We start from the raw sequence: 14,004 nt of genomic DNA, 5'->3' as shown, positions 1-14,004 counted from the left end.
TGCCGGGCGGGTTGCCGCTGCGCCCGCCCGGCACGGTAGCGTCGTCCCTGCCATGGAACTTGCCTTCATCCCCAGCCCGTCGACCGGCGTGATCCACCTCGGACCGATCCCGCTGCGCGGCTACGCCTTCTGCATCATCATCGGTGTCTTCGTCGCCGTCTGGTACGGCAACAAGCGATGGGTCGCGCGCGGCGGCCGCTCCGGCACCGTCGCCGACATCGCCGTCTGGGCGGTGCCCTTCGGGCTCGTCGGCGGCCGGCTCTACCACGTCATCACCGACTACCAGCTGTACTTCAGCGACGGTGCGGACTGGGTCGGCGCCTTCAAGATCTGGGAGGGCGGCCTCGGCATCTGGGGGGCGGTCGCGCTCGGCGCGGTCGGCGCCTGGATCGGCTGCCGCCGCCGGGGCATCCCCCTGCCCGCCTGGGCCGACGCGCTGGCCCCCGGCCTCGCCTTCGCCCAGGCGATCGGCCGCTGGGGCAACTGGTTCAACCAGGAGCTGTACGGCCGGCCGACCGACGTGCCCTGGGCGCTGAAGATCAGCGAGGGGCCCAACCGGATCGCGGGCACCTACCACCCGACGTTCCTGTACGAGTCGCTGTGGTGCCTCGCCGCCGGCTTCCTGGTCATCTGGGCCGACCGCCGCTTCAAGCTGGGCCACGGCCGGGCGTTCGCGCTGTACGTCGCGGTGTACTGCGTGGGCCGGTTCTGGACCGAGCGCCTGCGCATCGACGAGGCGCACCACGTGCTCGGGCTGCGCCTGAACGAATGGACCGCGCTCGGGGTCTTCGTCCTCGCGGTCGCCTACATCGTCATCTCGGCGAAGCTGCGCCCCGGCCGCGAGGAGATCGTCGAGCCCGGCGCACAGGACGACGCGCCGGTGTCCCTGGACAAGAAGGACGTGAAGGACGCGGGGGAGCCTGCGGAGCCGACCGACGAACCCAAGGCGGAGTCGGTGACTTCGGGGCCGGATTCGGTGAGGTCGGAACCCGAGAAGGCATGAGGGGCCGGGAAGGGGCCTGATCGGCCCCTTCGGCTTGAGCGGCGGGGGTGCGGGGGCAAGAGCCCCCGCACCCCCGTTCTGCTGGGCGCATGATGACCCTGGCCGGCCCCCGAGAACCCCCTCGGAGGCCTACCCGTCGATCTCCGTCCGGTACGGCATCGACGTGGCCGCCCCCGGCCGCTGGACGGAGAGCGCGGCCGCGCTGGACGCCCAGGTGAGCGCGTCGGTCATCGGGCGGCCCTCGGCCAGGGCCACCGCGAGGGCGCCCACGAAGACGTCCCCGGCGCCGGTCGTGTCCACCGCCGTGACCGGCGGGGCGAGGACCGCGACCGGCTCCCGCTGCGCGCGGGACGCGTACAGACAGCCCCGCGCGCCGAGGGTGATCACGACCTCGGGCACCTGCCTGAGCAGCGCCCCGGCGGCGCGCTCCGGGTCGCCCGAGATGCCGGTGAGGGTGGCGGCCTCGTGCTCGTTGGGCACCAACAGATCGGTGGCGGCCAGGAGTTCGGGCGGCAGCGTCTGGGCGGGCGCGGGCGTCAGGATCGTGCGCACGCCGTTGCGACGAGCCGCTTCGGCGCCCTCGACGACCGCGCTCATCGGGAGTTCCAGCTGGAGCAGCAGGGACCGGGCCTCGGCGATCACCGCGCGGTCCGCGTGGCTGAGCGAGGTGACGGAGGCGTTGGCGCCGGGGATGACGACGATCGAGTTGGCCCCGTCGCCGTCGACCACGATGTGGGCGGTGCCGGAGGGACCCTCGGTGGTGCGCAGCAGATCGATGTCGACGCCCGACGCTTCGAGCGTGGCCCGCAGTCGGCCGCCGAACTCGTCGGTGCCGACCGCGCCGATCATCGCGACCTCCGCGCCCGCCCGGGCGGCGGCGACGGCCTGATTGGCGCCCTTGCCGCCGGGGACGGTACGGAACTCGTGCCCGGTGACGGTCTCGCCGCTGCGCGGGGCGGTCGTGACGTAGGCGACGAGGTCCATGTTGGTGCTGCCGAGCACGGTGATCCGGGTCATGCCGGGATTGTCTCCCGGGGGCGGCCGGTTCGGTGACCGCGCAGGGCCCGGCGCGTTCGGTGCAGAACGGGCGAAACGGCCCCTGACCTGCTATTCAGCAAGGCCTGGCTTACTGAGCACACCCTCACTGAGTAAGGCCTTACTTGCTGGCGGGGCCCTTACATCGAGCGTATGTTCAACGGTGTTGAGGGGGAGCGGGACGTGATTGCTGCCCGCTGCTGAACGTAAGGGGACCACCGTGGCCATCATCGAGACCGAAGCGACGCTGCACGAGGCGCACCGCGACAACCACACCCACCGTGACGTCAACGGCGGCTGGCTGCGCCCGGCCGTGTTCGGTGCGATGGACGGCCTGGTCTCCAACCTCGCCCTGATGACCGGCGTCGCCGGCGGCGAGGTCTCGCACCGCACGATCATCATCACCGGACTCGCCGGTCTCGCGGCCGGCGCCTTCTCGATGGCGGCCGGCGAGTACACCTCGGTGGCCTCGCAGCGCGAGCTCGTCGAGGCGGAGCTCGACATCGAGCGGCGGGAGCTGCGCAAGCACCCGGCCGACGAGGAGCGCGAGCTCGCCGAGCTCTACATGTCGCGGGGCGTCGAGCCGGCGCTGGCCCGCGAGGTCGCCCGGCAGCTGTCGCAGGACCCCGAGCAGGCCCTGGAGATCCACGCCCGCGAAGAACTCGGCATCGACCCCTCGGACCTGCCCTCGCCCACCGTGGCCGCGGTGTCCTCCTTCGCCTCCTTCGCGCTCGGTGCGCTCCTTCCCCTGCTGCCCTATCTGCTCGGCGCGACCGCGCTGTGGCCGGCCGTGCTGCTCGCCCTCGTGGGCCTCTTCGGCTGCGGCGCGGTGGTCGCCCGGGTGACGGCCCGCTCGTGGTGGTTCAGCGGCCTGCGCCAGCTGGCCCTCGGCGGTCTGGCGGCTGCCCTCACCTTCGGCATCGGTTCGTTCTTCGGTACGGCCATCGGCTGACGCGACACCCTCGGGCGGTGAAACGCCGAGGTCACCACACGGGGCGGTGCCGATCGGCACCGCCCCGTGTGACATACGTCCCGCGCACTCGGCGGCCCCAAGCCGTAGAATGGCGGAGTATGCATCGGCCCGAATAACTAATCGTTACTCAGCGGTTTCGGATCTTTTACCGCCGGGCATAGGCCGTACACACCCATAACCGCACTCCTGTGCGCCCCCGTGGGCAACGAAGCTCACGTCGGGGTGTCCGCATGTTGGAATGCGCTATCCGGTTCCCGAGATACGTTCCATCATGTAACCTGCACGAAATTTCAAGAGGGCCAGCGTCGTCCCTCGGTAAAACGCCCCCCAGGCTCTCGAATCCGATCGAGCGGGGGAGCCCCCAATGCCACAACGACGACGGGAGAGCCGATGCGTTCCGACGCCTGGTCGCCCATGGACGGTCGCCCCGCCCAGCAGGGGATGTACGACCCCCGTAACGAGCACGACGCCTGCGGCGTCGGGTTCGTGGCCACCCTCACCGGGGTTGCCAGCCATGAGCTGGTCGAGCAGGCCCTGACCGTGCTGCGCAATCTGGAACACCGCGGTGCCACCGGCTCCGAGCCGGACTCCGGTGACGGTGCCGGCATCCTGCTCCAGGTTCCGGACGCGTTCCTGCGCGAGGTCAGTGACTTCGAGCTGCCCGAGGCCGGCTCGTACGCCGTCGGTATCGCCTTCCTGCCCCTGGAGGAGACCGAGGAGGCCGTCTCGCGGATCGAGACGATCGCCGGTGAGGAGGGGCTCACCGTGCTCGGCTGGCGCGAGGTCCCCGTCACCCCCGCACTGCTCGGCAACGGCGCCCGCGCCACCATGCCCGCCTTCCGCCAGCTCTTCGTCGGCGACGGCGAATCGGCCGGCATCGCGCTCGACCGCAAGGCCTTCGTGCTGCGCAAGCGCGCCGAGCGGGAGGCCGGTGTCTACTTCCCGTCGCTCTCCGCCCGGACCATCGTCTACAAGGGCATGCTGACCACCGGCCAGCTGGAGCCGTTCTTCCCGGACCTCTCCGACCGCCGCTGCGCCACCGCCGTGGCCCTCGTGCACTCGCGGTTCTCCACCAACACGTTCCCGAGCTGGCCGCTGGCCCACCCGTACCGCTTCGTCGCGCACAACGGCGAGATCAACACGGTCAAGGGCAACCGCAACTGGATGGTGGCCCGCGAGTCCCAGCTGGCGTCCAACCTGTTCAACTCCGGCGCCGGGAAGATCGACCGCATCTTCCCCGTCTGTACGCCGGACGCCTCCGACTCCGCGTCCTTCGACGAGGTGCTCGAACTCCTCCACCTCGGCGGGCGCTCGCTGCCGCACTCGGTCCTGATGATGGTCCCCGAGGCGTGGGAGAACCACGAGTCGATGGACCCGGCCCGCCGTGCCTTCTACCAGTTCCACGCCACGATGATGGAGCCCTGGGACGGCCCGGCCTGCATCACCTTCACCGACGGCGTCCAGGTCGGCGCGGTCCTCGACCGCAACGGTCTGCGTCCGGGCCGCTACTGGGTGACCGACGACGGCCTCGTGGTGCTCTCCTCCGAGGTCGGCGTGCTCGACATCGACCCGGCCAAGGTCGTCCGCAAGGGCCGCCTCCAGCCCGGCCGGATGTTCCTCGTCGACACCGCCGAGCACCGGATCATCGAGGACGAGGAGATCAAGGCCTCCCTCGCCACGGAGAACCCGTACAAGGAGTGGCTGGAAGCCGGCGAGATCGAGCTGGAGGACCTGCCCGAGCGTGAGCACATCGTGCACACCCACGCCTCGGTCACCCGCCGCCAGCAGACCTTCGGCTACACCGAGGAAGAGCTACGCGTCATCCTCGCGCCGATGGCCCGCACCGCCGGCGAGCCGCTCGGCTCGATGGGCACCGACTCGCCGATCGCCGCGCTCTCGGCCCGTCCCCGGCTGCTCTTCGACTACTTCACCCAGCTGTTCGCGCAGGTCACCAACCCGCCGCTGGACGCGATCCGCGAAGAGCTGGTCACCAGCCTGCGCTCCACGCTCGGCCCGCAGGGCAACCTCCTGGAGCCCACCGCCGCCTCGTGCCGCAGTGTCACGCTGCCCTTCCCGGTCATCGACAACGACGAGCTGGCGAAGCTGATACACATCAATGCCGACGGCGACATGCCGGGCATGAAGGCCGCCACGCTCTCCGGTCTGTACCGGGTCTCCGGCGGCGGCGACGCGCTCGCCGCCCGCATCGAGGCCATCTGCAACGAGACGGACGCCGCGATCGAGGGCGGCGCCCGCCTGATCGTCCTGTCCGACCGGCACTCCGATGCCGAGCACGCGCCGATCCCGTCGCTGCTGCTCACCGCCGCCGTCCACCACCACCTCATCCGCACCAAGCAGCGCACCCAGGTGGGCCTGCTCGTCGAGGCCGGTGACGTGCGCGAGGTGCACCACGTCGCGCTGCTCATCGGTTACGGTGCCGCGGCCGTCAACCCGTACCTCGCGATGGAGTCCGTCGAGGACCTCGTGCGGGCCGGCACCTTCATCGAGGGCCTGGAGCCCGAGCAGGCCATCCGCAACCTGATCTACGCGCTCGGCAAGGGCGTCCTCAAGGTCATGTCCAAGATGGGCATCTCGACGGTCGCCTCCTACCGCGGCGCCCAGGTCTTCGAGGCCGTCGGTCTCGACGAGGCCTTCGTGCAGAAGTACTTCATCGGCACCGCCACCAAGATCGGCGGCGCCGGCCTGGACGTCGTCGCCAAGGAGGTCGCCGCCCGGCACGCCAAGGCCTATCCCGCCTCCGGCGTCCCCTCGGCGCACCGCGCCCTGGAGATCGGCGGCGAGTACCAGTGGCGCCGCGAGGGCGAGCCCCACCTGTTCGACCCGGAGACGGTCTTCCGCCTCCAGCACGCCACCCGCAACAAGCGCTACGACATCTTCAAGCAGTACACGGACCGCGTGAACGAGCAGTCCGAGCGCCTCATGACGCTGCGCGGCCTGTTCGGCTTCACCTCGGAGCGCGAGCCGATCTCCATCGACGAGGTCGAGCCCGTCTCCGAGATCGTCAAGCGCTTCTCCACCGGCGCCATGTCGTACGGCTCCATCTCGCGCGAGGCGCACGAGACGCTCGCCATCGCCATGAACCAGCTGGGCGGCAAGTCCAACACCGGCGAGGGCGGCGAGGACGCGGACCGCCTGTACGACCCGGCGCGCCGCTCCTCCATCAAGCAGGTTGCCTCCGGCCGCTTCGGTGTGACCAGCGAGTACCTGGTCAACGCGGACGACATCCAGATCAAGATGGCGCAGGGCGCCAAGCCCGGCGAGGGCGGCCAGCTGCCCGGCCACAAGGTCTACCCGTGGGTCGCCAAGACCCGGCACTCCACCCCGGGCGTCGGCCTCATCTCGCCGCCGCCGCACCACGACATCTACTCCATCGAGGACCTGGCTCAGCTGATCCACGACCTCAAGAACGCCAACCCGGCCGCGCGCATCCACGTGAAGCTCGTGTCCGAGGTCGGCGTCGGAACGGTCGCCGCGGGTGTCTCCAAGGCGCACGCGGACGTCGTCCTCATCTCCGGCCACGACGGCGGAACGGGCGCGTCCCCGCTGACCTCGCTCAAGCACGCGGGCGGCCCCTGGGAGCTCGGCCTCGCCGAGACCCAGCAGACCCTGCTGCTCAACGGCCTGCGCGACCGGATCGTGGTGCAGACCGACGGCCAGCTCAAGACCGGCCGTGACGTGATCATCGCCGCGCTGCTCGGCGCCGAGGAGTTCGGTTTCGCGACCGCGCCGCTCGTCGTGTCCGGCTGCGTCATGATGCGCGTCTGCCACCTGGACACCTGCCCGGTCGGCATCGCCACCCAGAACCCGACGCTGCGCGACCGCTTCTCGGGCAAGCCCGAATTCGTCGTGAACTTCTTCGAGTTCATCGCCGAAGAGGTCCGCGAGATCCTCGCCGAGCTCGGCTTCCGCACCATCGAGGAGGCCGTCGGCCACGCCGAACTCCTCGACACCGACCGGGCCGTGACGCACTGGAAGGCCCAGGGCCTCGACCTGGAGCCGCTGTTCTACGTGCCCGAGCTGCCCGAGGGCGCCGTGCGCCACGCGCTGGTCCCGCAGGACCACGGCCTCGCGAAGGCGCTGGACAACGAGCTCATCAAGCTCGCCGCGGACGCCCTGGAGGCCGACTCCGCGGAGGCCGCCCAGCCGGTCCGCGCGCAGATCGCGATCCGCAACATCAACCGGACCGTGGGCACCATGCTCGGCCACGAGGTGACGAAGAAGTTCGGCGGTGCGGGCCTGCCCGACGACACCATCGACATCACCTTCACCGGCTCGGCCGGCCAGTCCTTCGGTGCCTTCCTGCCCAGCGGTGTGACCCTGCGCCTGGAGGGCGACGCCAACGACTACGTCGGCAAGGGCCTGTCCGGCGGCCGTGTCATCGTCCGCCCGGACCGGGGCGCCGACCACCTCGCCGAGTACTCGACGATCGCCGGCAACACCATCGCGTACGGTGCGACCGGCGGCGAGCTGTTCCTGCGCGGCCGCACCGGCGAGCGCTTCTGCGTCCGCAACTCGGGTGCCACGGTGGTCTCGGAGGGCGTGGGCGACCACGGCTGCGAGTACATGACCGGCGGGCACGCGGTCGTCCTCGGCGAGACCGGGCGCAACTTCGCGGCCGGCATGTCCGGCGGCATCGCCTACGTCATCGACCTGGACCGCGACAACGTCAACTCCGGGAACCTGGGCGCCGTCGAGGCGCTCGACGACACCGACAGGCAGTGGCTGCACGACGTCGTGCGCCGCCACTTCGAGGAGACCGGTTCCACGGTCGCCGAGAAGCTGCTCGCCGACTGGTCCGAGAACGTGGACCGCTTCAGCAAGATCATCCCGACCACGTACAAGGCAGTGCTCGCCGCCAAGGACGCCGCTGAGCTCGCCGGTCTCTCCGAGCAGGAGACCACCGAGAAGATGATGGAGGCGGCGACCAATGGCTGACCCCAAGGGCTTCCTGACCACCGGGCGCGAGGTCGCCAAGACCCGCCCGGTGGACGAGCGAGTCAAGGACTGGAACGAGGTCTACGTTCCCGGTTCGCTGCTGCCGATCATCAGCAAGCAGGCCGGCCGCTGCATGGACTGCGGCATCCCGTTCTGCCACAACGGCTGTCCGCTCGGGAACCTGATCCCGGAGTGGAACGACTACGCCTACCGCGAGGACTGGCAGGCCGCCTCCGAGCGCCTGCACGCCACCAACAACTTCCCGGAGTTCACCGGGCGGCTGTGCCCGGCGCCCTGCGAGTCGGCGTGCGTGCTCGGCATCAACCAGCCGGCCGTCACCATCAAGAACGTCGAAGTGTCCATCATCGACAAGGCGTGGGACACCGGTGACGTCAAGCCGCAGGCGCCCGAGCGCCTGTCCGGCAAGACCGTCGCGGTCATCGGCTCGGGCCCGGCCGGCCTCGCCGCCGCCCAGCAGCTGACCCGGGCCGGGCACACGGTCGCCGTGTACGAGCGCGCCGACCGCATCGGCGGCCTGCTGCGCTACGGCATCCCCGAGTTCAAGATGGAGAAGGTGCACATCAACCGCCGCATCGAGCAGATGCGCGCGGAGGGCACCAAGTTCCGCACCGAGGTCGAGATCGGCCGCGACATCGACGCCGCCAAGCTGCGCAAGCGCTACGACGCGGTCGTCATCGCGGCCGGTGCCACCGTCTCGCGCGACCTGCCGGTCCCGGGCCGCGAGCTGAACGGCATCCACTTCGCGATGGAGTACCTGCCGCTCTCGAACAAGGTGCAGGAGGGCGACTTCGTCACCCCGCCGATCACCGCCGAGGGCAAGCACGTCGTGGTCATCGGCGGCGGCGACACCGGCGCGGACTGCGTGGGCACCGCCCACCGCCAGGGCGCGGCCTCCGTCACCCAGCTGGAGATCATGCCGAGGCCGGGCGACGAGCGGAACCCGGGCCAGCCCTGGCCGACGTTCCCCATGCTCTACAAGGTGACCTCCGCGCACGAGGAGGGCGGCGAGCGCGTCTACTCCGTCTCGACCACCCACTTCGAGGGCGACGAGGACGGCAACGTGCAGTCGCTGCACCTGACCGAGGTCGAGTTCATCGACGGCAAGCTGACCCCGAAGCCCGGCACGGAGCGCGCGATCCCCGCCCAGCTGGTCACCCTCGCCATGGGCTTCACCGGCACCGACCAGGCCAACGGCCTGGTGGCCCAGTTCGGCCTGGACCTGGACGAGCGGGGTAATGTGGCGCGTGACGCCGACTTCGCGACCAACGTCGACGGTGTGTTCGTCGCCGGTGACGCGGGCCGCGGCCAGTCCCTGATCGTCTGGGCGATCGCCGAGGGCCGCTCCGCGGCACGCGGCGTCGACCGCTACCTGACCGGTGCGAGCGACCTGCCCGCCCCGATCCGCCCCACGGACCGTGCCCTGACGGTCTGACCCCTCTACGTCCCGTACAACGACGTACGGAACTGACCGGCGCCCGCCCCACTGTCCCCGACCGGACGACTGGGCGGGCGCCGCGGCATGTCCGGGGCCCGGGCTGCGTGCTTCGGGTCCGGTCCGCGCCACGTATTGACTATTAGTCAATTGCGCCTCAGTCTCGGGACGAGCCGCCGTCCGTCACCGGGAGGTCCCGTGAGCAACGAAGCGCTGTCCCACCTGAGTACGGAGCTGGGGGCGCCGCCCCCAGCCTCCCTCGCCGACCTGACAGAGGATCAACTCACCTACCTGGCAGGCGCGTTGAGCGCGGAACGCGAAAGCCGCGCGGCCGGTCTCGGTGAGGCCGCCGAAGCCGCCCTCGGGCTCGTGCCCGCCCTGGCCCGCGGCCCCGTCCGCCGCATCCTCTTCAAGTGAGGCCGGTGACTGCCATGGACACTCGCGACACGCTCCGGGTCCGGGCCGAGATCGAGAAGCTCGCCGCCCTGCTGGACGAGCGCCCCGAACGGCTCGCCTTCCTCGCCGAGCTGCCCGCCGACGATCTGCGCACCCTGCGCCAACAGACCGTGGCCGCCCTGTTCGACGGCATGCCCGACATGCTCGACCGCATCGCCAGGGCCACCAAACTCGTCCCGGCCGGGGTCGCCGCCGCCATCTCGCAGAAGGCACTCGGCCCCCGCCTCGCCGCCGCCGTCGCGGGCCGCCTCGAACCCGCCCGGGCCGCCGACATCATCGAGAAGCTGCCCGTCGCCTTCACCGCCGCGTCCTGCGCGCACCTCGACCCCCGGCGCATCGAGGGCATCGTCGACCGCCTCGACGAGAACCTGCTGGTCCGGATCTCGGTCGCCCTGGCCGAACGCGGCGACCACCTCACGATGGGCCGCTTCGTCGGCCACCTGCGCGACTCCGCGCTCACCCGCATCCTGCCGCAGGTGGACGACGCGGTGGTGCTGCGCACCGGGTTCGCCGTGGACCAGCCCCAACGCCTCGGCAGGATCGTCGAGTTGATGGGTGACGAGCGCCTCGCCCAGGTCATCGCCTCGGCCGCCGACGGGCTGTGGCCGCAGGCCCTCGCGGTCGCCGGCATGGTGACGGGAGAACAGCGCGCCCGCATCGCCACCCTCGCCGCCCGCCAGCCCCAGGACCGCCTCGACACCCTGGTCCGCACGACGGCGGAGCAGGACCTGTGGGAGTCCCTGCTCCCGCTGGTGGCCCTCCTGTCCGAGGAGGACCGCCGGGCGGTGGCCCTCCTCCCGTCCCTCACCGACCCCGAGGTGCTGTCCGGAGTGGTCCCGGCGGTGGTGGCCACGGCTCTGTGGGCGGAATTCCTCCCCCTGGTGGAACTGCTGCCCGAGCCCTCCCGCACCGTGGTGGCCGAGGCGGCGGGAGACCTCTCGGACGCGGACCTGGACGCCCTGGCCCGCGAGGTCGACAAGCAGAACCTCTGGGACCTGGTCCTGCCCCTGGTGGAGCTGATGCCGGACCCCGCCAAGGAACGCGTCTTCGCCCTGCCCGCCTTCCAGGACCAGGCGGAGACCCCCTGACCCGCGGCGATGGGGTCAGTCCGTGCCGACGGCTTCGACGGGGGTCATGCGCACGTCGAAGCCGGTCTCGGGGTTGACCACACGGCCGGCGGCCCACCAGTTCTCGCGGGCCGTCTCCACGGCCATCAGCAGGACGTCCTCCTCGGGGACGCCGGCGCGCAGCCGGAGCTGATCGACGATCGCCCGGAACAGGGCGCTCTTCTCTTCGGCCGTGCGGTGGTTGAAGGACAGCTGGATGAGCATGGTGCGCTCACCGCGCGGCAGGCCGAACACGACCGGCTGCATGTGGAAGTTGTCGGGCGTGACCTCGTGGAAGACATGGAACTGGTCGTCGTGCGGGATCTTCAGAACGTCCATCATCGCCTGGTGGAGCGCGGCGGAGACGTCCCGGCGGTACTCGGGGGTGGTGCCCTGGCGGAGGTGGATGGTGATCAGTGGCATGCTCGTTCACTTTCCTTCGTGGCAATGAGTGGCACTTGGCGGCAATTCGTGACCAGGGGAGTCGAAGTGGGCCGAACTGCCGGAGGGGCCGTCGATCCCCACGCTAGGAACCCGAGGTCCATTCGGCCAGCGAATGGCTGGCATGCTGGATATGCTCATCGCTCATGGACATCACGGTGGTCGGCCTGCGGGTGCTGCGCGAGGTGGCCGAGCGGGGCACCTTCACGGCGGCGGCCCAGGCGCTCGGTTACACGCAGTCGGCCGTCTCCCGGCAGGTGGCCGGCCTGGAACAGGCCACCGGGTCCCGGCTGTTCGACCGGTATCCGGGCGGCGTCCGGCTGACCACCGCGGGCCGGGTCCTGCTGCGCCACGCCGTGACCGCGCTGGACGCGCTGGCGGCGGCCGACCGGGAACTGAGCGGCGCCCAGGACGACGGCGGCCACGTGCGGCTCGGCTTCATCCCCGCCGCCGGAGCGGTGCTCGTGGCCCGCGCCCTCGCGACCCTGGGCCGGGAAAGCCCGCGGGTACGCGTCACCACCCGGGAGGGGACCACTCCTGCGCTGCTGCGGGCGCTGCGCGCCGGCGCCCTCGACCTCGCCCTGCTCTCCTCCCGGCCACCGCACCGCGCTCCCGACGCCGACGATCCGCCCCTGCGCACCGAGCCGCTCCTGGAGGACCGCCTCGTCCTGGCGGTGCCGGCCGACCGCTTCGCCGACCGGGCCGGCGTCACCGCGCGCGAGCTGGCCGACGAGACGTGGATCGCCGGCCAGGCAGTCACCGACGAGCCCCTGCTCGGCATCTGGCCGGGCCTGCCCGGACGCCCCCGGGTCCACCACGCCGCCCGCGACTGGCTCACCAAGCTGCACCTGGTCGCAGCCGGCGCGGGCATCACGACCGTCCCCTCCCTGCTGCTGTCCGCGATCCCACCCGGCGTCCGCCTCATCACCCCGGACGACCTCCCCGAGGAACGCCGCCGCATCAGCCTGGTGCGCCGCCCCGGCCCCACGCCCCCCGCGACGGCCGCCCTGACCCGCGCCCTCCGCGACCACGCGTCCATGCTGGCCGACTGACCCGGAAGCGAACGGAAGCCGCAACACGTGCGGCTCCGCCGCGAGGGCGCGACGGAGCCTGGTGGCCCGGTGCCGGGTACGGGCACCCTGCTGAGGGGCGCGGGGAACCGCGCGACCAGCCACAGACGGCCCGCACCCAACATCCCACCCCCGAGCGGAGCTTGAAGCCCCCGGCGCGGGGCGGCACCGCACACCTCTGACCGGGCGGAGCCGCCCCGCAGTGACGAACCGGCGTAACCTCGTCACCCGCACCCCGGCGAGTGAACGGAGACGCATGCCCGCCCTGTCCCTCCAGAAGGTGGAGGAGCGTGCCCCCGCGCTCGTCTCCCTCTACAAACACGCCGCCGCGTCCCTGGAGAAGTACGGCCTCGACGACGAGACCGCGGCCGTCTACCTCGTCGTCGACCACTCCGGCTCGATGCGCCCGTACTTCAGGGACGGCAGTGTGCAGGCACTCGCCGACCGCGTGCTCGGGCTCTCCGCACACCTCGACGACGACGGCCGCGTCCCGGTCGTGTTCTTCTCCACGGACATCGACGCCGAGACGGAGATCGCCCTGCACAACCACCGGGGCCGCATCGAGCGGATCGTGGCCAACCTCGGCCACATGGGCCGCACCAACTACCACGTGGCGATGGACGCGGTCATCGACCACTACCTGGAGAGCGGCGCGAGTGCCCCCGCGCTCGTCGTGTTCCAGACCGACGGCGGCCCGAGCAGCAGGCTCGCCGCCGAGCGCTACATCTGCAAGGCGGCGACGCTGCCGATGTTCTGGCAGTTCATCGGGTTCGGCGACCCCCGCAGCCACCAGTTCGACTTCCTGCGCAGGCTCGACGAGTTGGCCGTCCCCGAGCGCCGCCGCGTCGACAACGCGGGCTTCTTCGCGGCCGGCACCGACCCGCGCCGGGTGACGGACGCCCAGCTCTACGACCGGCTGCTCGGCGAGTTCCCGCACTGGCTGCGCGCCGCCCGGGCGGAAGGGATCGTACGGTGAGGACACTGCGAGCCGCCGACAGGCAGGCCGTGCCGTGGCGCAACGGCGGCGGGGTGACCCGGAACATCGTGGCCCACCCCGAGGGCGCGGGCACCGCCGACTTCGTGTGGCGGGTCAGCCTCGCCGACGTCGGGGCGGACGGACCGTTCTCCGGATTCCCGGGGGTGGACCGGATCCTCACCGTCGTCGAGGGCGCCGGCATGGACCTCCTGGTGGGCGGCCGACGCCGTCTCGTGGACGAGCGGTTCGTGCCCCAGCACTTCCCCGGCGACGCCCCCACGGACTGCCGCCTCCTGGCCGGCCCGGTCGTCAACTTCAACGTGATGTTCCGCCGGGGCACCCCCGCGCCGACGGTCGCCGTGGTGCGGGGCGACCTGACGATCGCCGGTCCCGCCCTGGTCGTCGCTCTGGACGCGCCCGCCCGCGTCGACGGCGTACGCCTGGACCCGTACGACGCCCAGCTCACCGCGCCGGGCACGGCGGCGGTACGGGCCGAGGGGCACACGGCCGTCGTCACCCTTCCGGCCCGGTAATC

At 71.5% G+C, this 14,004-nt stretch carries 11 protein-coding genes; 9 read left to right on the top strand and 2 right to left on the bottom strand.

Features of this window, described 5'->3' with window-relative positions; translation table 11 throughout:
* Nucleotides 1-52: 52 nt before the first annotated feature.
* Complete coding sequence (gene lgt / locus ACFYNP_RS31640) at nucleotides 53-1,003, top strand: prolipoprotein diacylglyceryl transferase (protein WP_388790356.1); 951 nt, start codon at nucleotides 53-55, stop codon at nucleotides 1,001-1,003.
* Between the two features lie 129 nt (nucleotides 1,004-1,132).
* Here lgt and rbsK read toward each other — a convergent pair whose 3' ends face one another.
* Nucleotides 1,133-2,020, bottom strand: coding sequence for a ribokinase (rbsK, locus tag ACFYNP_RS31635; RefSeq protein WP_388415242.1), 888 nt, complete (start codon nucleotides 2,018-2,020; stop codon nucleotides 1,133-1,135).
* Between the two features lie 238 nt (nucleotides 2,021-2,258).
* Between rbsK and ACFYNP_RS31630 the strand changes: the two genes are divergently transcribed.
* From ACFYNP_RS31630 to ACFYNP_RS31610, 5 genes are all read left to right on the top strand, one after another.
* The gene (locus ACFYNP_RS31630) at nucleotides 2,259-2,990 is read left to right on the top strand and encodes a VIT1/CCC1 transporter family protein (protein WP_100574523.1); all 732 of its coding nucleotides are present in this window, start codon (nucleotides 2,259-2,261) and stop codon (nucleotides 2,988-2,990) included.
* A 411-nt stretch (nucleotides 2,991-3,401) separates the two neighbouring features.
* Nucleotides 3,402-7,967 (top strand): glutamate synthase large subunit, encoded by a 4,566-nt coding sequence (gene gltB / locus ACFYNP_RS31625; RefSeq protein ID WP_388790353.1) that lies wholly within the window; start codon nucleotides 3,402-3,404, stop codon nucleotides 7,965-7,967.
* Nucleotides 7,960-9,420 carry a glutamate synthase subunit beta gene (locus tag ACFYNP_RS31620; RefSeq protein WP_388415249.1) on the top strand — a complete coding sequence of 487 codons (1,461 nt, stop codon included), beginning with the start codon at nucleotides 7,960-7,962 and terminating at the stop codon, nucleotides 9,418-9,420. The genes gltB and ACFYNP_RS31620 overlap by 8 nt, the downstream gene beginning before the upstream one ends.
* Nucleotides 9,421-9,618: 198 nt before the next feature.
* Nucleotides 9,619-9,837: a hypothetical protein gene (locus tag ACFYNP_RS31615; protein ID WP_388790350.1), complete on the top strand. Its 219-nt coding sequence runs from the start codon at nucleotides 9,619-9,621 to the stop codon at nucleotides 9,835-9,837.
* A gap of 14 nt (nucleotides 9,838-9,851) precedes the next feature.
* Nucleotides 9,852-10,964, top strand: coding sequence for a hypothetical protein (locus tag ACFYNP_RS31610; protein WP_388790348.1), 1,113 nt, complete (start codon nucleotides 9,852-9,854; stop codon nucleotides 10,962-10,964).
* 15 nt (nucleotides 10,965-10,979) lie between these two features.
* Here ACFYNP_RS31610 and ACFYNP_RS31605 read toward each other — a convergent pair whose 3' ends face one another.
* Complete coding sequence (locus ACFYNP_RS31605) at nucleotides 10,980-11,405, bottom strand: tautomerase family protein (RefSeq protein ID WP_388790345.1); 426 nt, start codon at nucleotides 11,403-11,405, stop codon at nucleotides 10,980-10,982.
* Between the two features lie 164 nt (nucleotides 11,406-11,569).
* Here ACFYNP_RS31605 and ACFYNP_RS31600 point away from each other — a divergent pair, with 164 nt between their 5' ends.
* From ACFYNP_RS31600 to ACFYNP_RS31590, 3 genes are all read left to right on the top strand, one after another.
* Nucleotides 11,570-12,475, top strand: coding sequence for a LysR family transcriptional regulator (locus ACFYNP_RS31600; protein ID WP_388790342.1), 906 nt, complete (start codon nucleotides 11,570-11,572; stop codon nucleotides 12,473-12,475).
* Between the two features lie 274 nt (nucleotides 12,476-12,749).
* Nucleotides 12,750-13,469, top strand: coding sequence for a vWA domain-containing protein (locus tag ACFYNP_RS31595; RefSeq protein ID WP_388415262.1), 720 nt, complete (start codon nucleotides 12,750-12,752; stop codon nucleotides 13,467-13,469).
* Nucleotides 13,466-14,002: a HutD family protein gene (locus ACFYNP_RS31590; RefSeq protein ID WP_388790340.1), complete on the top strand. Its 537-nt coding sequence runs from the start codon at nucleotides 13,466-13,468 to the stop codon at nucleotides 14,000-14,002. Before ACFYNP_RS31595 ends, ACFYNP_RS31590 begins: the two co-directional genes overlap by 4 nt.
* Nucleotides 14,003-14,004: the final 2 nt, after the last annotated feature.

This window comes from Streptomyces sp. NPDC006691 (assembly GCF_042869955.1).
Lineage (GTDB): Bacteria > Actinomycetota > Actinomycetes > Streptomycetales > Streptomycetaceae > Streptomyces.
The sequence above is the reverse complement of the archived record's forward strand: the minus strand, read 5'-3'. Positions and strand labels throughout refer to the sequence as shown.